Raw genomic sequence first — 26,827 nt, 5'->3', positions numbered from 1 at the left:
CAGTGACCAACGACAAGCCGAACCCGGCCGGCACCGAGGAACGCCTCGCCCGGCACCTGCGCACGATGAGCGCCGAACTGCGCGCCGCCCGGGCGCGGGCCAGTGAACTGGAGGACCGGCAGCACGAACCGATCGCCGTCGTCGGCATCGGCTGCCGCTACCCCGGCGGCGTGCGCAGCGCCGAGGACCTGTGGGACCTGGTCCTCGACGGCCGCGACGCCGTCACCGGCCTGCCCGTCAACCGCGGCTGGGACCTGACCGGGATGTACGACCCCGACCCCGAGGCCCCCGGACGCAGCTACAGCCGGGCCGGCGGCTTCCTGCACGACGCCGACCGCTTCGACGCCGACTTCTTCGACATCTCCCCGCGCGAGGCCGCCGCGATGGACCCCCAGCAGCGCCTGCTGCTGGAAACCTCCTGGGAAGCCGTGGAGAACGCGGGCATCGACCCGCACACCCTGCGCGACACCCGGACCGGCGTGTTCACCGGCTCCAACATCCAGGATTACTCCGACGTACTGGCGGCGGCGGGCCAGGCCGCCGAGGGCTACGTGGTCACCGGCACCACCGGAGCCGTCGTCTCCGGCCGGATCTCCTACACTCTGGGCCTGCGCGGACCTTCCGAGACGATCGACACCGCCTGCTCGTCCTCCCTGGTCGCCCTGCACCTGGCCGTGCAGTCGCTGCGCAACCAGGAGTGCGTGGCGGCCCTCGCCGGCGGCACCACCGTCCTGTCCACCCCGCGCGGCTTCACCGAGTTCAGCCGCCAGCGCGCCCTGGCCCCCGACGGCCGCTGCAAGGCGTTCGGCGCGGACGCCGACGGCTTCGGCCTCGCCGAAGGCGCCGGGATGCTGCTGCTGGAGCGGCTGGGCGACGCCCGCCGCAACGGGCACCCGGTCCTCGCCGTGATCCGCGGCTCCGCCGTCAACTCCGACGGCGCCTCCAACGGCATCACCGCCCCCAACGGCCCCGCACAGGAACGCGTCCTGCGCGACGCCCTGGCGGCCTCCGGCGTCCCCGCGGCCGAGGTGGACCTCGTCGAGGCGCACGGCACCGGCACCAGACTCGGCGACCCCATCGAGGCCAACGCGCTGATCGCGGTGTACGGGGCGGCACGCGACGCGGCCGACCCGCTGCTGGTCGGCTCGGTGAAGTCCAACATCGGCCACACCCAGGCCGCCGCCGGCGTCGCCGGAGTCATCAAGGCCGTCAAGGCCCTCCAGCACCGCGTCCTGCCGCCCACCCTGCACGCCGACGACCGCACCCCCGAGGTGGACTGGTCGGCGGGCACCGTCCTCCCCGTCACCCGGGCCCGCCCGTGGACCACGGACGGCCACCCCCGGCGCGCCGGCGTCTCCTCCTTCGGCATCAGCGGCACCAACGCCCACCTCCTCGTCGAAGAGGCCCCCGCCGCCGGTGCCGGAACCGACGAGGCGGACGCCGGTGCCGGGCACACCGACCCGCCGCTGCTGCCCTGGCTGGTCTCCGCCCGCACCCCCGCGGCCCTGCGGGACCGGGCCGGTGCCCTCCTCGACTGGACCGGCACCCACCAGGACGCCCAACCAGCCGACGTGGCGCGCGCGTTGGCGTTCACCCGCAGCAGTTTCGAGCAGCGCGCCGTCATCCTCGGCACGCCCGTCGGCCCGCCGCGCGAGGCCCTGACCGCCCTGGCCGCCGACGAGGAACACCCCGACCTGGTGCGGGACACGGCCACCGCGCCCGGACGCCTCGCCTTCCTCTTCTCCGGGCAGGGCAGCCAGCGTCCCCGCATGGGCGCCGAGCTGTACGCGGACTTCCCGGCGTTCGCGGCGGCCTTCGACGCGGTGTGCGCGGAACTCGACCCACACCTGCCCCGGCCGCTGCGCGAGGTCGTCTTCGCGGCGCCCGGCACACCCGGGGCCGCGCTGCTGGACGGCACCGGATACGCCCAGCCCGCCCTGTTCGCCGTCGAGGTCGCCCTCTTCGCCCTGCTGGAATCCTGGGGCGTGCGGCCCGACCGGCTGTTCGGGCACTCCATCGGCGAACTGGCCGCGGCCCACGTCAGCGGCGTCCTGTCGCTCCCCGACGCCTGCGCCGTGGTCGCCGCGCGCGGCCGCCTCATGCAGGCCCTGCCGGCCGGCGGCGCGATGGCCGCCCTCCAGGCCACCGAGGCCGAAGCCCTCGCGCTGGTCGCCGACCGCGCCGACCAGGTCGGCATCGCCGCCGTCAACGGCCCCCGCTCGGTCGTCGTCTCCGGCGACGAGGACACCGTCACCGAACTGACCGAACGCTGGCGGCGCCAGGGCCGCCCCGCCAAGCGGCTCAACGTCAGCCACGCCTTCCACTCCCCGCGCATGGCCGCGATGCTCGACGACTTCCTCACCGTCACCTCCCAGGTCACCTACGGCGAACCCGCCATCCCCCTCGTCTCCGACGTCACCGGCCGCCTCGCCACCGCCGCCGAACTCGCCGACCCCCACTACTGGGTCGAGCACGTACGCCAGGCCGTCCGCTTCCACGACGGCATCCGCACCCTCCAGGACGACGGGGTGACCACCTTCCTCGAACTGGGCCCCGACGGCATCCTGACCGGCATGGCCGCGGACTGCCTGGACGGCCGCGACGCACTGTGCCTGGCCACCGTGCGCCGCGACCGGCCCGAAACCCGCACCGCCCTGACCGCCCTGGCCCGCCTGCACTGCCACGGCGCCGACGTGGACTGGGCGGCACTGCTGCCCGGCCGTACACCCCACCTGAGCCTGCCCACCTACCCCTTCCAGCGGGAACGGCACTGGCTGGACGTCGCGCCGCGCACCGGTACCGCCCAGGACGCCCGCTTCTGGGACCTGGTCTCCGGCTCCGACCCCGCCGCTGTGGCCGCCGAACTCGGCGTCGCCCACGACGCCGGTCTGAACGCCGTACTGCCCGCCCTGACCCGGTGGCGCGAACGCGCCGCCGACACCATCGCGGGCGGCCTGCGGTACGGCGTCACCTGGCGGCCCGTACCGGCCGCGGCCGGACGGCTCACCGGCACCTGGCTGCTGGTCGGCACCGGCACAGCTCTCGACACCGCCCTCGAACCCGTTCTCGCCGGACTCGGCGCCAAGGTCGTCCACCTGCCGGCCGACGCCGCGACCGACCGCGCCGGATTCGCCCGGCTGCTGGCCGAGGCGCCCGCGGCCGACGGCGTCCTGTCCACCCTCGCGCTCACACCGGGCCCCGTCGGCCCTCTGGCCTTGAATCCCGACGCCGCCCACGGACTCGACGCCACGCTCGCCCTGGTCCAGGCGCTGGGCGAGGTGCGGACGGGGGCGCCGCTGTGGTGCCTGACCCGCGGCGCCGTCAGCACCGGCGGCGAGGCGCCCGGCCCCGGGGCCGCCGCCCTGTGGGGGCTGGGCCGGGTCGCCGCGCTGGAACACCCCGACCGCTGGGGCGGCCTGATCGACCTGCCCGCCACCACGGACGAGGACCTGGGCCCGCGGCTCGCCACCGCGCTCACCGGCACCGAGGACCAGCTCGCCCTCCGGGACGGCACCCTGCTGGCCCGCCGCCTGGTGGCCCTGCCCGCCCCCACCGGCACCGCGCCGGAACTGCCCGGCACCGTCCTGGTCACCGGCGGCACCGGCGCCCTCGGCGGACATGTCGCCCGCTCGCTCGCCGCCCGCGGCACCCAGCACCTCCTGCTCGCCGGACGGCGCGGCCCCGACGCCCCGGGCACGGAGCAACTGCGCCGCGACATCGAGGCGTTGGGTGCGGAGGTCACCTTCGCCGCATGCGACGTCACCGACCGCGCGGACCTCGCCCGCCTGCTGGCCACCGTTCCCGAGGACCGGCCGCTGAGCGCCGTGGTGCACGCCGCCGGCATCCTCGACGACGGCATGCTCGACGCCCAGACCCCGCAGCGCCTCGCAGCCGTCCGCGCCGCCAAGGCACAGGCCGCGCTCGCCCTCCACGACCTGACGCGAGATCATCCACTGCGCGCCTTCGTGCTCTTCTCCTCCTTCGCCGGCGTCGTCGGCACCGCCGGACAGAGCACCTACGCCGCCGCCAACGCCGAACTGGACGCACTGGCCGCCCACCGCCACGCCCACGGCCTGCCCGCCACCTCCATCGCCTGGGGACCCTGGGACCAGGACGGCATGGCCCGGGGCGTCGATGCCGACCGCCTCGAACAGAGCGGCCTGCGCCCGCTGCGGCCCGAAGCGGCCGTCGAGGCCCTGTGGCAGGCGGTCGGCGACCCGGCCCCCGCCGTACTGATCACCGACGCCGACTGGGACCGCTTCGCCGCCAGGACCACCACCGGCCGCCCCGCCCCGCTCCTGGCCGAACTGACCACCGTCACCGCACCGGACACGCCGGACACCGACGCCCCGCTCGCCCGCGACCTGCTCGGCCTCACCCGGGACGAACAGCACGCCCGCCTGCTCGACGTGGTCCGTACGCAGGTCGCCCGCACCCTGGGACACGGCGTCCGACGGCGCCTGGAACCGGACCGGCCGTTCCAGAGCCTCGGCTTCGACTCGCTGACCGCCGTCGAACTGCGCAACCGCCTGGACACCGCCACCGGCCTCACCCTGCCCAGCACCCTGGTCTTCGACCACCCCACCCCCGGCGCGCTGGCGGAGTTCCTGCGCGCCGGACTCCTCAGCGAATACGCCACCGGCCCGGAACCCGTCCTCGCCGAGATCGACCGGCTCGACGCCGTCCTGGACGCCGTCACCCTCGACCAGGAGGGCCGCGCCGCCGTGGACGCCCGGCTGCGCGAACTGACCAGGAGCCGAACGGCCGCCCCGGAGACCGGCGCGGCGGACGGCCTGGAGGACGCCGACGCCGGAGCGGTCATCGCCTTCATCAACAACCAACTCGGCATCAGCAGCCAACCCCACGACAGCGCCGCCCCGGAAGCGAAGTGAGCATGGCCAGCGAGAACGAACTGCTCGGCTACCTGAAGAAGGTCAGCTCGGAACTGCACGAGACCCGCGAGCGGCTGCGCGCCGCCGAGGACGCCGCCACCGAGCCGATCGCCGTGGTGAGCATGGGCTGCCGCCTCCCCGGCGGCATCACCGGGCCGGACGACCTGTGGGACGTCGTCGCCCAGGGCCGCGACGTCGTCGGGGACTTCCCCACCGACCGCGGCTGGGACCTCGACGCGCTGTACGACCCCGACCCGGACCGGCCCGACACCTGCTCCGTACGCTCCGGCGGGTTCCTGGACGACGCGCCCGGCTTCGACGCCGAGTTCTTCGGCCTCTCGCCCCGCGAGGCCCTCGCCATGGACCCGCAGCAACGGCTGCTGCTGGAAGCCTCCTGGGACCTGTTCGAGGGGCTGGGCGCCGACCCCGCCACCCTGCGCGGCTCCCGGACCGGCGTGTTCGTCGGCGCGGGCGCGCAGGAATACCTCGGCCCGGCCGCGCACGGTACCGAGGACGTCGGCGGCCACCTCGCCACCGGCAACGCCCTGTCCGTCGCCTCCGGGCGCCTCGCCTACGCCTTCGGCCTCGAAGGGCCCACCCTGACCGTAGACACCGCCTGCTCGTCCTCCCTGGTCGCCCTGCACCTCGCCGTGCGGGCGCTGCGGGCGGGGGAGTGCGACCTCGCACTGGCCGGCGGCGTGACCGTCATCTCCGGCCCGCTGATGTTCGTCGAGTTCAGCCGGCAGCGCGGCCTGGCCCCCGACGGCCGCTGCAAGCCGTTCGCCGCCGCCGCCGACGGCACCGGCTGGGCCGAGGGCGTCAGCCTCCTCGCCGTCGAGCGCCTCGGCGACGCCCGGCGCAACGGACACCGGGTCCTGGCCCTGGTACGCGGCTCCGCCGTCAACTCCGACGGCGCCTCCAACGGCCTGACCGCCCCCAACGGCCCCGCCCAGCAGCGCGTCATCCGGCAGGCGCTCGCCGACGCCCGGCTCTCGCCCGGTCAGGTGGACGCCGTCGAGGCGCACGGCACCGGCACCACCCTCGGCGACCCCGTGGAGGCGCAGGCGGTGCTGGCCACCTACGGCCAGGGCCGCCGCGCCGGACGGCCGCTGTGGCTGGGCTCCCTGAAGTCGAACATCGGCCACACCCAGGCCGCGGCCGGTGTCGCCGGGATCATCAAGATGGTGCAGGCGATGCGGCACGGCACCCTGCCGCCGTCCCTGCACATCGACCGGCCCACCCCGCACGTGGACTGGAGCACGGGCGAGGTCCGGCTGCTCGACGCGGAACAGCCGTGGCCCGCCGGGGAGGACGTCCGCCGCGCCGGGGTCTCCTCCTTCGGCATCAGCGGCACCAACGCCCACGTCATCCTCGAAGAACCCCCGCGCGAGACCACCGTGTCGTCGGACGACGCCCCCGCACCGTCCCCGGTCGCCTGGGTGATCTCGGCCCGCACGGCCGCCGCGCTGGAGGAGCAGTGCGCCCGCGTCGCCGACGCCGATCCGACCGCGGCGGCCGCCGACATCGGCGCCGCCCTCGCCGGACGCGCGACCCGCTTCGCCCACCGCGCCGTCGTCCTCGGCGACGACACCGCCACCCTCGCCGAACGGCTGCGCACCGCCCCGGTCACCGGGGAGGTCACGGCCCCCGCCGCGGTGACCCTGCGGCTGTCCGCCCGCACCCCGGTCACGGCCGACGCCGTCCGCGCCCTGCGCGACACGCTGCCGCCGTTCGCCGCCGCCCTGGAGGAGACCGCCGCCGAACTCGCCGCCGCGACCGGGCGGGACGTGGCGGGCGCCCTCGCCGACGGCACCGACGCGAAGCCGGACGGCAGCGACGCGAGGCTGGACGGCAGCGACGCGAGGCTGACCGCGTTCGCCGGCTGGCTGGCGCTGGCCCGCATGTGGCGTGGCTACGGCGTGGCCCCGGCCGGCGTGCGGGGGAGCGGCGACGCCACCCCGGTCGCCGCATACCTCGACGGCGCCCTCACCCTGGACGCGGCCCTCACCGCCGAACCGGGGGAGCCCGCCGCCGGGCCGGGGGAGCCCGCCGCCGACGAACCGCGCGACGACGCGGCCCTGGTCCTCGACATCGGCTTCGGCGCCGGTTTCCCCGCCGACCGCGCCGCCCTCCTGCACGCCCTGGCCCACCTGTGGGTTCGCGGTGTGCCGGTGGACTGGCGCCGCACGTACGACGGCGGCCCGGCGCGCCCCGTACGCCTGCCCGGCCACCCCTTCCAGCACACCCGGTACTGGCCGGAGACGGCGGCCGGTGCGGACGTCCGCGGCGCCGGACTGGCCCCCGCAGGCCACCCGCTGCTCGGCGCGCTGATCACCGCCGTGGACGGCGACACCGTGACCGCCTCCGGCCGGCTGTCCCTGTCCGCCCAGCCCTGGCTTGCCGAACACGTCGTGGACGGGCAGGTCTTCCTGCCCGGCACCGCCTTCGCCGAACTCGCCCTGCACCTGGGCGCCACCGTCGGCTGCCCGCAGGTCGGCCAACTGGCCCTCGAAAGCCCGCTGGTGCTGGAGACGGGCACCGCGCGGCTGCTGCGCGTCGAGGCGGGCGCCCCGGACGAGCGGGGCCACCGCGCGATCCTGGTGCACTCCCGCGCCGAGGACGCCGACGAGAACTGGACGCGCCACGCCTCCGGCACCCTCACCACCGGGCCCGCGCCCGCCCCGGCCGCCCCGGCAGCGTGGCCGCCCGCCGACGCCACGCCCCTGGACGTGGCGGGGCTCTACGACCGGCTCGCCGCCGCCGGACTGGAGTACGGCCCGCTGTTCCGCGGCCTGACCTCGGCCTGGCAGGACGGCGACACCCTGTACGCGCACGTCCGGCTGCCCGAGGACAGCCATGGCCGGGCCCGCCGCTTCGGCCTGCACCCGGCGCTGTTCGACGCGGCCCTGCACACCATCGCGCTGCGCGCCGGGCGGGGCGGTGCGCCGCTGCTGCCGTTCCTGTGGGAGGACGTGAGCCTGCACGGCACCGGCGCCACCGAACTGCGCGTCCGCCTGACCGGCGGCACGGACGGGCCCGCCGCCCTCGAACTCGCCGACGGTACGGGGGCGCCCGTCGCCTCCGTCGGCGCGCTGACGGTCCGTCCGCTCACCGACGCCGCCCCGGGCGGCGACCGGGCGGTACGCGACAGCCTGTTCCGCGTGGAGTGGGTCCCGGCCGGCGCGGTCCCGGCCCCGGCCGGACAGCGGTGGAGCATCGTCGGCGACGCCGATGCGCGCGCCGCCCTGTGGAGCGACACCGTTACCGACCTGCACACCTGCGCGGACCTGCGCGAGGTGCTGGACGATCCGGAGCGCGCCGACGACACGGTCGTGCTCTGGTGGAATCCCGTGACGGCCAGGGAAAACGAACTCCCGCACGCCGCCCAGGAGTCGGCAGCCCGCGCCCTGGCGCTCGTGCAGGACTGGCTCGCCGCCGAGCGCTTCGCCGACAGCCGCCTGGTCCTCCTCACCCGCGGCGCCGTCCGGGCCGGGGACGACGACCCCGCCGCCGATCCGGCCCAGGCCACGGTCTGGGGCCTGCTGCGCTCGGCCCAGTCCGAGAACCCCGGCCGCCTCGTCCTCGTCGATCTGGACGACCGGGCCACCTCGGCCGCCGCGGTCCCCGCCGCCGTCGCCCAGGGCGAGCCCCAGTACGCGGTCCGGGACGGCGACCTGCTCGTCCCCCGATTGCTGCGGGCCCCTGCGCCCGCACCGCGCGCCCCCGAGCCGGAGGCTGCGGAGCCGGGCACGGTCCTCGTCGCCCTGCGCGCCGTCGGCGCGGGCGGCGCCTCCGGAACCGTCGTGGAAACCGGCCCCGGCGTCACGGATGTCGCCGTGGGCGACCGGGTGCTCACCGGCCTGCCCGCGGCCGGGCAGCGCCGTGCGCTCGCCACGCCGGACGCCCTGCGGCCCCTGCCGGACGGCTGGTCGTACGCCCGGGGTGCCGCGGCCACCGCGTACGTCACCGCCGCGGCGGCCCTCGCCGACGTCCCGGCACACGCGGCCGTCCTGGTGCACGACGCGGTCTCGGCACCGGCCCTGGCCGTCGTCGCCCTCGCCCGGCACCGGGGCATCGAGGTCTTCGCCACCGCCCCGCCCGCGCTGCGCGAGACCCTGCGCGGCCTCGGCCTGGACACGGCCCACCTCGCCTCCTCACGGACGACGGGAGCCGCCCGCGTCTTCGCCGACACGCTCGACGGCCGGCGCCTGGACCTCGTCCTCGACCCGCCCGCCGGCGAACCGGCGCAGGAAACCGCCGCGTTGGCGTCGCCGGATGCCCGGTTCGCCGCGCTCGCCGACTTCACCGCGCCAGCAGGCGGCCCCGCCGTTCTGCCGGAACGGCCGCAGGATCTCCCCGAACTGCCCTTCACCGTCCCCGAACCGGCAGCCGCCCCGCAGGACCACGATCCGGCCGCCCCGGGCAACCCGGTCACCGCCGTCCCCGCCGACTGGAACCCGGACGGCACCGTCCTGATCACCGGCGGCACCGGCGGACTCGGCCTGCGCGTCGCCCGGCACCTGGTCACCGCCCGCGGCATGCGCCACCTGCTGCTCCTGAGCCGCCGCGGCCCCGCCGCCGACGGCGTGCGGGAACTGTGCGACGAACTGGCCGCGCTCGGAGCCGAGATACAGGTACGGGCGGTGGACCTCACCGACACCGACGCCCTCACGGCGGCGGTCGACGCGGTCCCGGCCGCCCACCCGCTCACCGCCGTCGTGCACGCGGCCGGCGTCCTGGACGACGGAGTGATCTCCGCGCTCAACCCCGAGCGGCTGGCCGCCGTCGCCCGCCCAAAGGCCGACGCCGCCTGGGCCCTGCACCGCGCCACCGCCCATCTGGATCTCGCCGGGTTCGTGCTGTTCTCCTCGGCCGCCGGCGTCCTCGGCGCCCCCGGACAGGGCAACTACGCCGCCGCCAACGCGTTCCTCGACGCACTGGCCCGGCACCGCCGGCAGGCCGGACTCCCCGCCGTTTCACTGGCCTGGGGCCTGTGGCGCACCACCGGCGGCATGGCCGCCGGACTGGGCGACGCCGACGTACGGCGGATGGGCCGCATCGGACTCGGCGCCCTGCCCACCCGGCTCGGCCTGGACCTCTTCGACGCCGCCGCCACCGACGACCTCGGCGCCACGCCGATGGCCGCCCTGCTCGACGTCCGCACCCTGCGCACCCGGGCCGCGGACCCCGGCCTGCCGCCGCTCCTGCACCACCTGGCCGGACGCGCGGAGCAGGCCGCCGACGGCACGGACCCCGGTGCGGACCTGCGCGCAGAACTGGCGGCGCTGCCCGAGGGCGAACGCCACGCACGGCTGCTGACCGTCGTCCGGCAGGCCGTGGCGGGCGTCCTCGGACACGCCTCCGACCAGGCCGTCCCCACCGAAGCCGCCTTCACCGACCTCGGCTTCGACTCCCTGACCGCCGTCGAACTGCGCGGCCGGCTCACCACGGCCACCGGCCTGACCCTGCCCGCGACGCTGGTGTTCGACTTCCCGTCCGCGTCCGCCCTGGCCACCCACCTCCTCGAACGGATCGAGCCCGGACCGGCCGCCTCACCGGTGCACGACGGGATCGACCGGCTCGCCGAACTGCTCGCCGCCGAGCAGCCCGGCCAGGCCGAACGCGGCCGCATCACCGCACGGCTGCGGTCCCTGCTGTGGCGGTGGACCGACGGCCACGACGAGGCCCCCACGGACGGACCACCACCCGCCGCCTTCGACACCGCGTTCGCGAGCGAGAGCGACGACGCCATCTTCGCGCTGGTCGAACAGGAGCTGGGCACGGACTGACCCGACCAGCCCCCGGACGACCCCGCCGCGCACCGCACCCAGGAGCCCCACCCATGCCCAACACGTCCACCGAAGACAAGTACCGCGACTACCTCAAGCGCCTCACCGCCGACCTGCGGACCGCCAAGCAGAACCTGCGCGAGGTGCGCGAGCGCTCCACCGAACCCATCGCGATCGTCGGCATGGGCTGCCGGTTCCCCGGCGGCGTCGGCTCCCCCGAGGAACTGTGGGACCTGGTCGCGGGCGAGACCGACGCGATCGGCCCGCTGCCCACCGACCGCGGCTGGCCGCTGGACTCCCTCTACGACCCCGACCCCGACAAGCCCGGCAAGAGCTACGTCACCGAAAGCGGTTTCCTGGACGACGCCGCCGCGTTCGACGCCGCGTTCTTCGGCATCTCGCCCAAGGAAGCCCTGGCCATGGACCCGCAGCAGCGGCTGCTGCTGGAAACTTCCTGGGAAGCGGTCGAACGTGCCGGCATCGCCCCGGACACGCTGCGCGGCAGCCGCACCGGCGTGTTCGTCGGGGTGTCCGCCTACAACTACGGCGCCGGAACGACGGTCGCCCCTCCGGAGGCGGAGGGCCACCTGGTCACCGGCACCGCACCCGCCGTGGCCTCCGGCCGCATCTCCTACACCATGGGCCTGGAGGGCCCGGCGATGACGGTGGACACCGCCTGTTCCTCCTCGCTGGTCGCCCTCCACCTGGCCTGCGAGTCCCTGCGGCGCGGCGAGAGCGACCTGGCCCTGACCGGCGGCGTCGCGGTCATCGCCACCCCCATGGTCTTCAGCGAGTACAGCCGGCAGCGCGCCCTCGCCCCCGACGGGCGCTGCAAGGCGTTCTCCGCCGACGCCGACGGCACGAGCTGGTCCGAGGGCGCCGGGATGCTCGTCCTGGAACGGCTTTCCGACGCCCGCCGCAACGGGCACGACGTGCTGGCGGTCGTCCGCGGTTCCGCGCTCAACCAGGACGGCGCCTCCAACGGCCTGACCGCGCCGAACGGGCCCGCCCAGCAGCGCGTCATCGAAGCGGCGCTGACCGCCGCCGAAGTCGCCCCCGACCAAGTGGACATGGTCGAGGCACACGGCACCGCCACCCCGCTCGGCGACCCCATCGAGGCACAGAGCCTGATCGCGGTGTACGGCCGGGACCGCGACCCCGCCCGGCCCCTGCGGGTCGGCTCGCTGAAGTCCAACATCGGGCACGCCCAGACCGCCGCCGGAGTGGGTGGCGTCATCAAGACCGTCCTCGCCCTGCGGCACGGCCTGATGCCCCGCACCCTCCACGTGAGCACCCCCACCCCGGAGGCCGACTGGGACGCGGGCCACGTCGCCCTCCTCACCGAGGCACGTGCCTGGCCGGAGCTGGACCGCCCGCGCCGGGCCGCGGTGTCCGCGTTCGGCATGAGCGGCACCAACGCCCACGTCGTCCTCGAACACGACCACCGGCCCGCCCCGGCGGACGAGGAGACGGGCACCGCCCGTACGGCCGCCGCCCCGGCCGACGCGGTGACCGGCCCGGTGGGAGAGGCCGCCCCGGTCCCCGTCGTCCTGACCGCCAAGTCACCCGCCGCGCTGGCCGCGCAGGCGGACCGGCTGCGCGCCCACCTGCTCGCCCGGCCGGACGCCCGGCCGCGGGACGTGGCCTGGTCGCTGGCCACCACCCGCTCCGCCTTCCACCACCGCGCCGCCGTCCTCGCCACCGACCGCGACACGCTGCTCGCCGGACTCGACGCCCTGTCAGGCGGCGCGAGCCTGCCGCACGGTGTGGTCTCCGGCGTGGCCGGCGACGGCCGCGTGGTCCTGATGTTCCCCGGCCAGGGCGGCCAGTGGGCGGGCATGGCCCGCGACCTGACGGCCGCCTCCCCGGTCTTCGCCGCCGCCCTGCGGGAGTGCGCCGAGGTCATGGACCCGATGACGGACTGGTCGCTGCTGGACGTCGTCACCGGCACCGACGAGACGCCGCTGGAGCGCATCGACGTCGTCCAGCCCGCGCTGTTCGCCGTGATGGTCTCCCTGGCCCGCGTCTGGCAGTCCTGGGGCGTCCGCGTGGAAGCCGTCGTCGGCCACTCCCAGGGCGAGATCGCCGCCGCCTGCGTCTCCGGCGCGCTCTCCCTCCACGACGCGGCCCGTATCGCCGTCACCCGCTCCAAGCTGCTCACCACCCTCTCCGGCCGTGGCAAGGCCCTGTCGGTGGGCCTGTCGGCCGAGCGGGTACGGGAGTCCATCGCGCCCTGGGGCGAGGACCTGTCCCTCGCGGCGGTCAACGGCGCGGACTCCGTCGTCGTCTCCGGCGCGAAGGAAGCCCTGCGCGCGTACGCCAAGCAGTGCATGGCCGACGGCGTGTGGGCCTGGTGGATCGACGTGGACTTCGCCTCCCACTCGCCCGAGGTGGAGGCCGTCCGCGCCGAACTGATCGCCGCCCTCGACGGCATCGAGCCGGTGGACGGCACGGTGCCCCTGTACTCGACGGTGACTGGCACCCGCCTGTCCGGCCACGAACTCGACGCCGAATACTGGTACCGCAACCTGCGGCAGACCGTGCTCCTCCAGGACGCCGTGGAGGCGCTGGCCGCCGACGGCTTCCGCTTCTTCGTCGAGTCCAGCACGCACCCCCTGCTCGCCGTCGGCGTCCAGCAGACACTGGAGGCCATCGGCGTCGACGGGACGCTCGTCGGCTCACTGCGCCGCGACCACGGCGGCCCGGACCGCATGCTGCTGTCCCTGCTGGAAGCCGTGGTCCGCGGACTGCCGGTGGACTGGACCCGTGTCCTGGAAGCGGGCCACCGCGTCCCCCTGCCCACCTACGCCTTCCAGCGCTCCCCCTACTGGCTCACTCCCCGGGCCCCCGCCGCCACCGCCCCTGCGGCCGAGGACTCCTGGCGCTACCGCGTCCACTGGACCACCCTGCCCGAACCGCCCGCCGCCGACCGCGTCCCCGGCCGCTGGCTGCTCGCCGCCGACCACGACGGCACCGGCCTGCCCGCGGAACTCTTCGACACCACCGTGCCGCTCACCCTCCGCGAAGCCGACCGCACGACGCTGGCCACCGCGCTCGCCGACGCCGGCCCCCTGGACGGCGTGCTCTGCCGCTCCGACCGCGCCGACGCCGTACTGGCCCTCGCCCAGGCACTCGGCGACGCGGAGGTCCAGGCACCGCTGTGGTGCCTCACCCGGCAAGCCGTCGGCACCGGGCCGGCCGACCCGCCGCACAGCACCGACGGCGCCGCCGTATGGGGACTGGGCCGGGTCATCGGCCTGGAACACCCCGAACGCTGGGGCGGCCTGATCGACCTGCCCGAGCGGCCCGGCCCCCGCGAACTCACCCACTTCCTCGGCGCCCTGACCGCCGCCGGCCCCGAGGACCAGCTCGCGATCCGCCCCGACGGGGTCCGGGCGCGCCGCCTGACCACCGCCGACCCCACCACGCCGACCCGCGCCTGGCGCCCCTCCGGCACCGTCCTGGTCACCGGCGGCACCGGCGCGGTCGGCGGCCACGTCGCCCGCTGGCTCGCCGCGCACGGCGGCTGCTCGCTCGTCCTGCTCTCCCGGCGCGGCCCCGACGCCCCCGGCGCCACCGAGCTGATCGACGAACTCACCGCCGCCGGGACACCGGCCCGGGCCGTCGCCGCCGACGTCGCCGACCGCGACGCCATGGCCACCCTGCTCGCCGACCTCGCCACGGCCGGCACCCCCGTACGTTCCGTCTTCCACGCCGCCGGCGTCGCGCAGAACACCCCGCTCGACGAGATGACCGCCGACGAATTCGCCGCGGTCGTCGCCGCCAAGACCGACGGCGCGCGCATCCTCGACGACCTCCTCGCCGACGCCGACCTCGACGCGTTCGTCACCTTCTCCTCCATCTCCGCCGTCTGGGGCAGCGCCCGCAGCGGCGCCTACGCCGCGGGCAACGCCCACCTGGACGCCCTCGTGGAACAGCGCCGGGCCCGCGGCGCCGCCGGCACCTCGGTGGCCTGGGGCGTCTGGGCCGACGCGGGCATGGTCGATCCGGACATGGCGCGGCAACTGCGCCGCATCGGCCTCGGCGCCCTGCCGCCCGCCCGCGCCATCGCCGCCCTCCAGACCACCCTCGACCGGGACGAGACCACCGTCACCGTCGCCGACGTCGACTGGGAACCCTTCGCCGCCGGCTACACCGCCGCCCGCCCGCGCCCGCTGATCGAGGACCTGCCCCAGGTCCGGCAGCTGAGCACCGGCGGCGACGGCGCGGACGGCGCGCCCGCCGACGCCTTCCGCCGCCACCTCCTCGGACTGGACCCCACCGCGCGGCACGAGGCGATGCTCGACCTGGTCCGTACCGAAGCCGCCGCCGAACTCGGCTACGCCGACCCCGCCGCCCTGGAGACGAACCGCTCCTTCCGCGACCTCGGCTTCGACTCGCTCGCCTCCGTCGGCCTGCGCAAACGCCTCGACACCCGCACCGGTCTGACCACCCCCGTCACCCTCGCCTTCGACCACCCGTCACCCGCGGAGACCGCCACCTACCTGCTCGACACCCTGCGCGCCCAGGACGGGCCGGCGGCCGGGACCGCGGACGAGGAACTGGACCGGCTGGAAGCCGCGCTGGCCGCCCTGGAGACCACCTCCGTCGGCCGCTCCCGGATCACCATGCGCCTGACCGGCATCCTCGCCCGCTGGAAGGCCGCCGGAACGGCCTCCCCCGAGGAACCCGCCGGGGACGCCGACAGTCCCGACGAGACCGGGGCCGACCCCCACGAGACCGAGGACGACGACGCCCTGCTCTCCGCCCTCGGCCGCGAGTTCGGCATCTCGTGACCCGGCACCCGCTGCCACCCCCACCGCCCCTCCCGAACCGGCACGTCCGCGAAAGGCCCCACCGTGTCTGAACCCACCCCGGCAACCCGGCCCACCGAGGACCGGATGCGGTCCTTCCTCAAGCAGGTCAGCGCCGAACTGCGCAACGCCAACCAACGGCTGGGGGAGTACGAGGCCCGGGAGAACGAACCGATCGCCGTCGTCGGCACGAGCTGCCGCCTGCCCGGCGGCGTGACCACCCCGCGCGACCTGTGGGAACTGGTGTCCACCGGTACCGACGCCATCGCGTCGTTCCCCACCGACCGCGGCTGGGACACCGAAGGCATCTACGACCCGCACGGCGAACGGCCCGGCACCACCTACACCCGCGAAGGCGGCTTCCTCTACGACGCCGGAGCCTTCGACGCCGCGTTCTTCGGCATCTCCCCGCGCGAGGCCCTCGGCATGGACCCCCAGCAACGGCTCCTGCTGGAGTCCACCTGGGAGGCGCTGGAACGCGCCGGCATCGAACCCGCGGGCCTGCGCGGCAGCCGCACCTCCGTGTACGTGGGCGCGGCGACCCAGGGTTACGGCTTCGACGTGGCGAGCGGCGGCATGGGCGTCGAGGGATACGGCATCACCGGCGTGTCCACCTCCCTGCTGTCCGGCCGCATCTCCTACACCCTCGGCCTGGAGGGCGCCGCCCTCACCATCGACACCGCCTGCTCCTCCTCCCTGGTCGCCCTCCACCTGGCCGTCCAGTCGCTGCGCCGCGGCGAATGCGACATGGCGCTGGCCGGCGGCGTCACCGTGATGGCCGCGCCCAGCGTCTTCGTGGAGTTCAGCCGGCAGGGCGGGCTCGCCCGGGACGGCCGGTGCAAGTCCTTCTCGGACGACGCGGACGGTACCGGCTGGTCCGAGGGCGTGGGCATGCTGGTCGTGGAACGCCTTTCCGACGCCCGCCGCCAGGGCCATGACGTACTGGCCGTGGTACGGGGTTCGGCCGTCAACCAGGACGGCGCCTCCAACGGGCTCACCGCGCCGAACGGCCCCTCCCAGCAGCGCGTCATCCTCGAAGCGCTGACCAGCGGCGGCCTGGAGCCCGGCGATGTGGACGTGGTCGAGGCGCACGGTACGGGCACCCGGCTCGGCGACCCGATCGAGGCCCAGGCCCTGCTCGCCACCTACGGCCGGGACCGCAAGGGCGAACCCCTCTGGCTCGGCTCCCTGAAGTCGAACATCGGCCACACCCAGTCGGCGGCGGGCGTCGCCGGAGTGATCAAGATGATCGAGGCCATGCGCCACGGGACGCTCCCGCCGACCCTCCACTCCGCCACCCCCACCACCGACGTCGACTGGAGCGCGGGGGAGGTGCGCCTGCTCACCGAGGGCCGCGCTTGGCCGCAGACCGGGCGTCCGCGCCGGGCGGCGGTGTCCTCGTTCGGCATCAGCGGAACGAATGCGCATGTGGTGCTGGAGCAGCCCGCCGAAGAGGAGTTGGTGCCTGCGGCGGAGTCCGCTGAGGGCGGTCCGGTGGCGTTGGTGGTTTCGGGTAAGTCGGTTGCGGCGGTGCGGGCTCAGGCGGCGGTGCTGGGGGAGTTCGTGGCGGCGCGTTCGGAGCTGGCGTTGGGGGATGTGGCGTGGTCGTTGGTGGCGTCGCGGTCGGTGTTCGATCACCGTGCGGTGGTGGTGGGTGCTGGCCGGGACGAGGTGCTGGCGGGGCTGGGGGAGGTCTCCGGCAGTACGGCGGCTGGTGCGGGCCGTGTCGGGGTGCTGTTCTCCGGCCAGGGTGCTCAGCGGGTTGGTATGGGCTGTGAACTGGCCGACGCCTTTCCGGTGTTCGCGGAGGCGTTGGATGAGGTGTGCGGGCACGTTGATCCGCTGTTGGGCCGTTCGCTGCGTGCGGTGATGTGGGAGGGTCCGGCGGAGACGTTGGAGCGGACGGAGTTCGCTCAGCCGGCGTTGTTCGCCTTTGAGGTGGCGTTGGCCAGGCTGTGGCAGTCCTGGGGTGTCACCTTCGCCACGGTGGCGGGCCATTCGGTTGGTGAGATCGCCGCCGCTGTGGTGGCGGGTGTGCTGTCGCTGGAGGACGCGGCGCGACTGGCCGTGACCCGTGGCCGGTTGATGCAGGCGTTGCCGGAGGGCGGGGCGATGCTGGCCGTCGCCGCGTCCGAGGACGAGATCGCTCCGGTGATCGCGGGCGCTTCCGATGTGTCCGTCGCGGCGGTCAACGGCCCGCAGGCGGTGGTGGTCTCGGGTGCCGGGGCCGAGGTGGCGCGTCTGGAGGCGTACTGGCGGGAGCAGGAACGCCGCACCATACGACTGCGGGTCAGCCACGCGTTCCATTCGCCGCTGATGGAGCCGATGCTGGTCGAGTTCCGGACGGTTCTGGAGGGCCTCACCTTTCACGAGCCGACGGTGACGGTCAGCCCGTCCGCCGACTCCGAGCGCCCGTTCGCGTCTCCCGCGTACTGGCTGGACCACGCCCGCCATGCGGTGCGTTTCGCGGACGCCGTGGCCCGCATGGCCGAGGCGGATGTCCTCGTGGAGCTGGGCCCGGACGCGGCGCTCACTCCCGTCGTGGACGACAACCGTCCGGTCCTGGCTTCCGTACGCCGTAAGCAGCCCGAGTCCAAGACCGCCCTGGCGGCGCTGGGCCAGGCGTGGGCCCACGGCGCGGCGGTGGACTGGCGAACCGTACTGCCCGAGGGCCGCCGGGTGGAGCTGCCCACCTACGCCTTCCAGCACGAGACGTACTGGCTCACCGGCGAAACGGCTGAAGCCCCCCGGGTGGCCGGGGGCGACGAGCGGTTCTGGACCGCCGTCGAGCAGGAGGACCTGCGGGCCCTGACCGAGACGCTGGGCGCCCCGGCCGAGCTGGAGCCGGCGCTGCCCGCACTCGCGCGGTGGCACCGGGACAGCCGCCGCCGGCGGACCATGGAATCGTGGCGGTACCGCGTCTCCTGGAGCCCGGTCGCCGAGCCCGCCACGACCGCCCAGGCTCCCGGCTCCTGGCTGGTCGTGGTGGACCGCGACGGCGGCGACCCCGACGTGCTGCGGGCGTTGACCAGGACGCTGGCCGACATGGTGACCGTCGAGGCCGACGCTTTGCGCCCGGACCGTACGGAGACGGCGCACGCCCTCGCCGCCGCTGCCATCGGGCTGCCGCCACTGTCCGGAGTGATCAGCCTGCTGCACCGGCCCGAGGCGCTGCTCACCCTGGTCCAGGCGCTGGGGGACACCGGCATCGGCGCCCGGCTGTGGTGCCTGACCCGCGGCGCGGTGGCCATCGCCGGGAGCGAGGCGCCGTACGACCTGGACGCGGCGGCGAGCTGGGGCCTCGGCCTCGTCGCGAGCCTGGAGCACCCCGACCGCTGGGGCGGCCTGATCGACCTGCCCGACCGCCTGGACGACCGGACCGCCGGGCGGCTCGCCGGGGTCCTGTCCGGTGGCGGCGCGGAAGACCAACTGGCGCTGCGGCCGGGCGGATTGTTCGTACGGCGGGTCGTGCCCGCGCCCATCGCACCGCCGCGCCGGGACTGGCGCCCGAGCGGCACCGTCCTCATCACCGGCGGCACCGGCTCCCTGGGCGCGCGGGTCGCCCGCCGGCTGACGGCACTCGGCCCGTGCTCACTGGTGCTGCTCTCCCGCGGCGGCCCGGCGGCACCGGGCGCCGCCGAACTGGCCGCAGAACTGGAGGCCGCGGGCGCCCGCGTACGGGTCGTGGCGGCCGATGTGACGAACCGCCGGGAGATGACGGAGCTGGTCACCGGGCTCGCGGCGGACGGCGAACCGGTACGGGCGGTCTTCCACGCGGCCGGAGTCGGGCAGGACACCCCGCTCGCCGTGATGAGCCCCGAGGAGTTCGCCGCGGTCTCCGCCGTCAAGACCGAGGGGGCCCGCGTCCTCGACGACCTCTTCGACGCCCCCGGCCTCGACGCCTTCGTGCTGTTCTCGTCCGTCTCCGCCGTCTGGGGCAGCGGCCGGTACGCCGCCTACGCGGCGGGCAACGCGTACCTCGACGCACTCGCCGCACGGCGACGGTCCCGGAGCCTGCCCGCGACCGCCGTCGCCTGGGGCGTCTGGGCGGACTCCGGCATGGTGGACGCCGACGCGGAGCAGCAGTTGCGCCGCCGGGGCCTGGTGCCCATGCGGCCCGAGGACGCCGTCGACACGCTGATGCGGGTCCTCGACGCGGACGAGAGCGGCGTCGTGGTGGCCGACGTGGACTGGGAGACGTTCCTGGCCGGCTACACCGCCGCCCGGGAACGCCCGCTGGTACGGGACCTGCCGCAGGTGCGGGCGCTGCGCCCGCGGGCGGCGGCACCGGCCGCCCCGGAAGGTGGCGACATCCGCCACCGGCTGGCCGGTATGTCCGGCGCGGAGCGCGACGCCGCCCTGACCGACCTGGTACGCGGCACGGTCGCCGACGTCCTCGGCCACTCCGGCGCCGCCGCCGTCCCCGTGGACAAGCCGTTCGTGGAACTCGGCTTCGACTCGCTGTCCGCCGTCGAGGTCCGCAACCGCCTCAACCTCGCCACCGGCCTCACCCTGCCCGCCATGCTCGTCTTCGACCACCCGACGGTGGCCGACGTACGGGCTTTCCTGTCCGGCGAACTGGCGGGCGGCGCGGCACGGCAGGCGCCCGCCGCCACCGGAGGGACCGAGGACTCCGCGGAGTCCTTCGCCGCCATCTACCGGCAGATCGCGTTGCGCGGCCGGATGACCGAAGTGGAAGCGCTGCTCAGCGGCGCCGCCGCGCTGCGCGACCGGTTCACCGACCGGTCCGAGGCGGACACCCGACCCGGCTTCGTCCGCCTCGCCACCGGGGACGAAGGCCCGGCGGTGATCTGCTTCCCGCCGTTCGCGCCCGTCGAGCAGTCCCTCCAGTTCGCCCGGCTGGCCACGTTCTTCCGCGGCCGCCGGGACCTGTCCATGGTCACGGTGCCCGGCTTCCTGCCCGACGAGCCGCTCGCCGCGGACATCGACGCCCTGGTGGACGTGCTCGCCGACGCCACCCTGCGCTGCGCCGACGGCAAACCCTTCGCGCTGCTGGGCTACTCCTCCAGCGGCTGGCTCGCCCACGCGGTGGCCACCGCCCTGGAGAAGGCCGGCACCCCCGCGAACGGCGTGGTCCTGCTGGACACCTACCTGCCCGACAGCATGCCGCTGAGCCTGCGCCAGGCCATGACGTACGAGGTCAACGAGCGGCGGTCCCGGTTCACCACGATGAACTTCACCACCCTCACGGCCCTGGGCACCTACCGGAAGCTGTTCCGCGCCTGGACCCCGCTGCCGGTCGCCGCCCCCACCCTGTTCGTCCGCCCGGAGGAGTGCGTCCCCGGCGACCCGGCGGCCCCGCCGGTCACCGAGGACTGGCGGGCCCACTGGCCGCTGCCGCACACCACCGCCACCATCCCGGGCGACCACTGCACGATCGTCGCCGAGCACGCCGACGCCGCGGCCACCGCGGTGCACGACTGGCTCGATGCCCGCTGACCCCCCATCCGCACCACCCACCCCGGAGAGAGCAACCATGACCCCACCCCTGCGCACCATCGGCGTGGTCGGCGCCGGCTGCATCGGAGCCACCGTGTGCGTCGACTTCGCCGTCCACGGCTTCCGCGTCGTCGCGGTCGACACCGACGCGACGGCGCTCGACGCCACCCGCACCCTGCTGCGCGACGTGAACCGCTTCCTGCCCGCCGTACGGCCCGGACTGACCCGCCTCACCCCGGCGGAGGTGAAGGAACGGCTGGTGACCGGCACCGACCTGGCCGCCCTCGCCGACTGCGAGTTCGTGGTGGAGAACGTCAGCGAACGCTGGGAGACCAAGCGTGACCTCTACCGGCGGCTCGACGCCGTCCTCCCCGCGGGCACCGGCATCGGCGTCAACACCTCCAGCATCCCCGTGGGACGGCTGGCCGCCGAAACCGGCCGCCCCCAGGACGTCGTCGGCATCCACTTCATGAACCCGTCCTACCTCAAGGACTCCGTGGAGGTCATGCGCGGCGCCGACACCGGCGAGAAGTGCCTGGACCACGTCCGCGAACTGCTCTCCCTGCTGGGCAAGCAAGCCATCGTCGTCGGCGACTTCCCCGGATTCGTCAGCAACCGCATCTCCCACCTCTTCTTCAACGAGGCGATCCGCACCGTGCAGGACGAGGGCGTGGAGCCCGCCGCGGTCGACGAGATCTTCAAGAAGTGCTTCGGCCACACCATGGGCCCACTGGAGACGGCGGACCTGATCGGCCTGGACACCGTCCTGCTGACGCTGGAGAACCTGCACGACAGCTACCGGAACGAGCGGTACGACGGCTGCGCGCTGCTGCGCGAGATGGTCGCCTCCGGGCGGCTGGGCCGCAAGACCGGCCAGGGCTTCTACCAGTACGACGGCACGGCCGCCGCCTGAACACCCCGAACACCTCTCAACACCCCGCACACCTCTCACTTCCACCGTTCCCCTCAGCAGGAGAAACACGATGACCGCCCAGCAGCAGACCGACATCGACCGCACCGTCATGGACTTCCTGGCCACCCGCGCCCCCGGCCCCGCCCCGGAGCGTGACGAGGACCTCTTCCAGAGCGGACGCGTCAACTCCCTCTTCGCCCTCCAGCTCATGAGCTTCCTGGAGCGCGCCTTCACCATCGAACTGGACGTGGACGACCTCGACCTCAGCAACTTCACCAGCATCGCCAGGATCACCGACTTCGTGCAGCGCAAGCAGCTCGCGTCCGACCCGGCCTGACCCGAAGGGAAGGACGCCCACCATGGAGCACCTGCTGACCCCGCGGGAACGCGAGCACCGCGCACGCATGCTGGAACTGGTCCTCGGCCGCTGGGAGGACACCGCCCACACCTGGGAGAACGGCGAGATGCTGCCCGAGGAAGTGGTGCGCTGGTGCGCCGAACAGGACCTGTTCGGTGCCGCGCTGCCCGCCTCCGTCGGCGGCGCCGGCTGGAACGCCGTCGAGACCGGACTGATGTACGAGGCGCTCGGCAGGGCCGGCGCCTCCCTGGCCTCCCTCGTCAACGTGCACGGCATGATGGCGCAGACCGTGGCGAAGTGGGGCACGGCCTGGCACCGCGAGCACGTCCTGCCGGCCCTCGCCGACGGCAGCCGCGTCGCCGCGATCTGCATGACCGAACCCCACGCCGGCAGCGACCTGGCCGGCATCACCACCACCCTGGCCGAGAAGGACGACAAGCTGCTCGTCAACGGCACCAAGGTGTACATCACCTTCGGCCGCCGCGCCGACGACTACCTGGTGTTCGCCCAGCGCGACGGCCGCCCCGAAGCGTGCCTGGTGCGCCGGGACAACCCCGGCGTCGCGGTCGAGCCGATGGGCGACATGCTCGGCCTGCGCGCCGCCGGACTGGCCCGCATCACCTTCACCGACTGCGAGATCGCCCCCGAGGCCCTCGTCGGCAAGCCGGGCTTCGCCCTGTCGGTGCTCATACCGACCGCCCTGGAACACGGCCGGCACGCCGTGGCCTGGATGGCGCTCGGCATGCTCGAAGCCTGCTTCGCCGAGTGCGCGCGCTTCGTCCGCACCCGCCGGGCCTTCGACCGCACCCTCGTCGAACACGGCCAGGTACAGACCCTGATCACCCGCATGGGGGCCGACCTGGAGGCCGCCCGGCACCTGTGCGTCTCCGCCGCGCGGGCCATGGAGTCCAAGGACCCCGCCGCCACCGAACGCATCCTGCTGGCGAAGTACTTCGTGTGCCGCGCCGCCCAGGAACACACCGCCTCCAGCGTCCAGCTCCTCGCCTCCTCCGGGGTGAACGAGCGATCGGTGACCGCCCGCGCCTACCGGGACAGCAAGGTGCTCACCATCATCGAGGGCACCGAGCAGATCCTCGAACGGTCGCTGGCCCCGGCCCTGGTCAACGCCGTGGGGAGGACGGCACCGTGACCGACGCCCCGGCCGCAGCCCCCGCCCCGGCCGGGACGGAGGCGGCCCTTCCGCACGGGAGGGCCGCCTCCGTCCGGCTGGCCGCCGCCGTATTCGGCCTGTCCTGCGTCACCCACGACGACACCCCCGTGGTGCGCGTCCTCCCGGAGGACGCCCCGCCGCGCACCCTCGCCGTCCCGGTCGATCCCACCGCGGACTTCGCCGCCCTGGTGACCGCCGTCGAGCAAGCCCCGCACACCGATGCGGCCACGGACCTCGTCGTACGCCTCGGAGCCGGGCCGACCGGGGCCGCCCGGCCGACCGGGTCGGCCGGGGGCACCGGACTCGCCGAAGCCACCGATCCCGCCGGAGACGTCCGGCTCGCCCTGACCGTGACGGACGACGGCGCACGGTGCGCGCACAACGGCACCCCCGGCGCCGCCCTCGACGCCCGGACCCTGGAATCGCTGTACGGCACGGTCCTGGACCGCGCCCGCACCGGCGACTCGGGGCCGGTCGGCGCGTACGACCTGCTCACCGGCGCCGAACGCGACCGGGTGCTGCGGGAGTTCAACGACACCGCGCGCGACTTCCCCGACCGCACCACCCTGCACGCGATCTTCCACGCCCAGGCCGTCCGCACCCCCGACGCGGTCGCCGTCAGTACCGACCGCGCGTCGCTGACCTACCGGGAACTGGACGAACGCACCGACCGGCTCGCCCACCACCTCGTCGCGCGCGGCGTGGTACCCGGCACGATCGTGGCGGTCCACGCGCAACGGTGCCTCGACCTGCCGGTGGCGCTCCTCGCCGTCCTCAAGGCCGGTGGCGCCTACCTGCCGCTGGACCCGACGGCCCCGGCCCGCAGGAACGCCGAACTCGTGGACCGCAGCGGCGCGCCGATCGTCCTCGCCCAGCCCGGCACCGACGTACCGGACGGCATCGCCGCCACCGTCCTGCGGCTCGACGACCCGGACCTGTACGCCGGGCCCGCCCCCGGGCCGCAGGACCACGCCGGCCCCGAGGACCTGGCGTACGTCATCTACACCTCGGGCTCCACCGGCAAGCCCAAGGGCGTCATGGTCGAACACCGCTCGGTGGTCAACCGCCTCACCTGGATGCAGCGTCGCTACCCGCTGACCGCCGAGGACACCCTGCTCCAGAAAACCCCCGTGATCTTCGACGTCTCGGTGTGGGAGCTGTTCTGGTGGTTCTTCGCCGGCGCCCGCCTGCACCTGCTCGCACCGGGCATGGAACGCTTCCCCCTCGCCATCGGGAAGACCGTCCGCCAGCAGCGGATCACCGCCCTGCACTTCGTGCCCTCGATGCTCGGCATGTTCCTGGAACATCTTCAGGACGGCGGCGAGCCCGCGATGCCTGGCCTGCGCTGGTGCTTCTCCAGCGGCGAGAGCCTGCCGGCGAGTTCGGTGGCCGCCTTCGGCCGGCTCCTCGGCCCGCAGGGCACGACCCTGGTGAACCTCTACGGGCCCACCGAGGCGACCGTCGACGTCACGGGCCACGACTGCCCGGCGACACCGCCCGACGGGCCGGTGCCCATCGGCCGCCCCATCGACAACACCCGCGTCTACGTGCTGCGCCACGGCCGGCCGGTACCGGTCGGGGTGTACGGCACACTGTTCCTGGCCGGCGCCGGGGTCGCGCGCGGCTACCTCGGCGACCCCGACCTCACCGCCCGCAAGTTCGTCCCCGAATTCGGCGGCGGGAACGGCCGGATGTACGACTCCGGCGACATCGGCCGCTGGCTGCCGTCGGGCGAACTGGAGTTCCTGGGGCGGGACGACAGCCAGGTCAAGATCCGGGGCATCCGCATCGACCTGGGTGAGATCGAGGGCGTCCTGCTGGAGGTGCCGGGCGTGACGGAATGCGCGGTGCTCCTGGACCGGCCGGACCCGCTCCACCCGGTCCTGCGCGCCGCGGTGTCCACGACCGGGGACCTCTCGGAGGCGGACCTGCGCGAGCACGCGGCGCAGCGGCTGCCGCAGTACATGCTGCCCACCGTCCACCACCGGTTCGAAAAGCTGCCGCGCACCGGCAGCGGCAAGACCGACCGCCGCACGCTCGCGGACCCGGCCTACGCCGAGGCGAACGCCCTTGCCTGGTGACACACGCCCGTACGTGGTACCGGGGCGCCCGACGGGACCCCGTACCACCTCACCCCAACCGCCGGCACCGGTCCCGCGGAGCTGGCTCGTCCGCTTCACCCTGGCCTGGCTGGGCCTGTGGATGGCGTACCTGGTGCCGAGCCAGCTCACCCTGCCCGACCAGCTCGACCGGCTCGACCACTCCGGCCGGATCGGGGACTACGCCGTCATCAACGCGGTCGCCGGCGTCGCCGCCCTCGTCACCCTGCCGCTGTTCGGCGCGCTGTGCGACCGCACCCGGACCCGGTTCGGGCGGCGCCGGACATGGATGGCGGCGGGCCTGGGCGTCTTCGCCGCCGGACTGGCCGCGACCGGTGCGCAGACGACCGCGACCGGGGTCGGGGCCGCCTGGCTGGTGGCCACCCTGGGGTTCAACATGGCGACGGTCGGTTTCACGGCCGCCGTCGCCGACCAGGTCCCCGAGGCCCAGCGGGGCAAGGTCTCGACCGCGATCTACGGGCCCCAGGCCGTCGGCCTGGTCCTCGGCCTGGCGGCGCTGTCCTCCTTCCGCGACACCCCGCTGCGCTACGCCGCCCTGGCCATCGGGGTCGTCGCCTTCGGCTGGCCCTTCGTGCGGCGGACCCGCGACACCGCGCCCCCCGCCCCGGACGCTGCCGCGCCCTGTGCGGGCACCGGTCCGCCGCGCCCGGCGGCGGGCCGGCGCCCGGCCTCGGCCCCGCGGCCGTACGGGACCCGGCGGACCAACGAGTTCGCCTGGGCGTTCGGCAGCCGGCTGCTGATCAACCTCGCGAACGTCCTCACCAACAGCTATCTGCTGTTCTTCATCAAGGACGGGCTCAAGGCGGCGGACCCGGACCGGGCGCTGCTCGCCCTCACCTCTGTGTACCTGGCGTTCACCCTGCTGGCCACGTACGGCGGCAGCGCCCTGTCGGACCGGACGGGGCGGCGGCGCGTCTTCGTGGCGGGTGCGGCGGCCGCGCAGGCCACCGCCTGCCTGGTGCTCGCCCTGGTGCCCGCCTTCGGCGCGGCCTTCCTCGCGGCGGCCCTGCTCGGAGCGGGATACGGCGCCTACATGGCCGTGGACCAGGTCGTCATCATGCAGGTCCTGCCCGAGGAACGGGACCGCGCCAAGGACCTCGGGATCATGAACATCGGCGCGTTCGTGCCCTCGTCCCTGGGCCCCCTGGCGGCCGGTGCGCTCATCAGCGCGTCCGGCGGCTACCGCCTGCTCTTCGTCGTGGCCGCGGTCGTCAGCGTCCTCGGCGCCGCCGCCGTCTCCCGCATCACCTCGGTCCGGTGAACACCCTGCACCCACCAAACGCCACCCACCCACCAAACGCCCCCCACCC

At 75.0% G+C, this 26,827-nt stretch carries 9 protein-coding genes; all 9 read left to right on the top strand.

The window, feature by feature from the left end; all coding sequences use genetic code 11:
• The first annotated feature begins 2 nt into the window (after positions 1-2).
• The 9 genes from AB0A97_RS38930 to AB0A97_RS38890 all read left to right on the top strand — a co-directional run bounded on the left by AB0A97_RS38930 (position 3) and on the right by AB0A97_RS38890 (position 26,778).
• A complete protein-coding gene (locus tag AB0A97_RS38930) occupies positions 3-4,892 on the top strand; it encodes a type I polyketide synthase (protein ID WP_361159952.1) in 4,890 nt (1,629 codons plus the stop codon).
• 2 nt (positions 4,893-4,894) lie between these two features.
• The gene (locus tag AB0A97_RS38925; RefSeq protein ID WP_361159949.1) at positions 4,895-10,681 is read left to right on the top strand and encodes an SDR family NAD(P)-dependent oxidoreductase; all 5,787 of its coding nucleotides are present in this window, start codon (positions 4,895-4,897) and stop codon (positions 10,679-10,681) included.
• Positions 10,682-10,734: 53 nt separating this feature from the next.
• The gene (locus AB0A97_RS38920) at positions 10,735-15,477 is read left to right on the top strand and encodes a type I polyketide synthase (protein ID WP_361159947.1); all 4,743 of its coding nucleotides are present in this window, start codon (positions 10,735-10,737) and stop codon (positions 15,475-15,477) included.
• Positions 15,478-15,540: 63 nt separating this feature from the next.
• Positions 15,541-20,955: a type I polyketide synthase gene (locus AB0A97_RS38915; RefSeq protein ID WP_361159945.1), complete on the top strand. Its 5,415-nt coding sequence runs from the start codon at positions 15,541-15,543 to the stop codon at positions 20,953-20,955.
• Between the two features lie 37 nt (positions 20,956-20,992).
• On the top strand, positions 20,993-21,868 hold the full coding sequence (locus AB0A97_RS38910) for a 3-hydroxyacyl-CoA dehydrogenase family protein (RefSeq protein WP_361159943.1): 876 nt from the start codon (positions 20,993-20,995) through the stop codon (positions 21,866-21,868).
• 70 nt (positions 21,869-21,938) lie between these two features.
• Entirely contained in the window at positions 21,939-22,205 is a 267-nt protein-coding gene (locus AB0A97_RS38905; protein ID WP_361159940.1) for a phosphopantetheine-binding protein, read from the top strand.
• Positions 22,206-22,227: 22 nt separating this feature from the next.
• The gene (locus tag AB0A97_RS38900) at positions 22,228-23,376 is read left to right on the top strand and encodes an acyl-CoA dehydrogenase family protein (protein ID WP_361159938.1); all 1,149 of its coding nucleotides are present in this window, start codon (positions 22,228-22,230) and stop codon (positions 23,374-23,376) included.
• Complete coding sequence (locus AB0A97_RS38895) at positions 23,373-25,478, top strand: amino acid adenylation domain-containing protein (RefSeq protein ID WP_361159936.1); 2,106 nt, start codon at positions 23,373-23,375, stop codon at positions 25,476-25,478. Before AB0A97_RS38900 ends, AB0A97_RS38895 begins: the two co-directional genes overlap by 4 nt.
• Entirely contained in the window at positions 25,468-26,778 is a 1,311-nt protein-coding gene (locus AB0A97_RS38890; protein ID WP_361159933.1) for an MFS transporter, read from the top strand. Before AB0A97_RS38895 ends, AB0A97_RS38890 begins: the two co-directional genes overlap by 11 nt.
• Positions 26,779-26,827: the final 49 nt, after the last annotated feature.

Source organism: Streptomyces sp. NPDC045470, from assembly GCF_040646595.1.
In the GTDB taxonomy this organism is placed as follows: domain Bacteria; phylum Actinomycetota; class Actinomycetes; order Streptomycetales; family Streptomycetaceae; genus Streptomyces.
Note: the sequence above shows the minus strand (reverse complement) of the source record. Positions and strands in the feature narration are given on the sequence as shown.

Excerpts from the sequence above, each read along its gene's own strand:
- AB0A97_RS38925 (WP_361159949.1), top strand. The coding sequence starts at position 4,895 with ATGGCCAGCGAGAACGAACTGCTCGGCTACCTGAAGAAGGTCAGCTCG.
- AB0A97_RS38920 (WP_361159947.1), top strand. The coding sequence starts at position 10,735 with ATGCCCAACACGTCCACCGAAGACAAGTACCGCGACTACCTCAAGCGC.
- AB0A97_RS38910 (WP_361159943.1), top strand. The coding sequence starts at position 20,993 with ATGACCCCACCCCTGCGCACCATCGGCGTGGTCGGCGCCGGCTGCATC.
- AB0A97_RS38905 (WP_361159940.1), top strand. The coding sequence starts at position 21,939 with ATGACCGCCCAGCAGCAGACCGACATCGACCGCACCGTCATGGACTTC.
- AB0A97_RS38900 (WP_361159938.1), top strand. The coding sequence starts at position 22,228 with ATGGAGCACCTGCTGACCCCGCGGGAACGCGAGCACCGCGCACGCATG.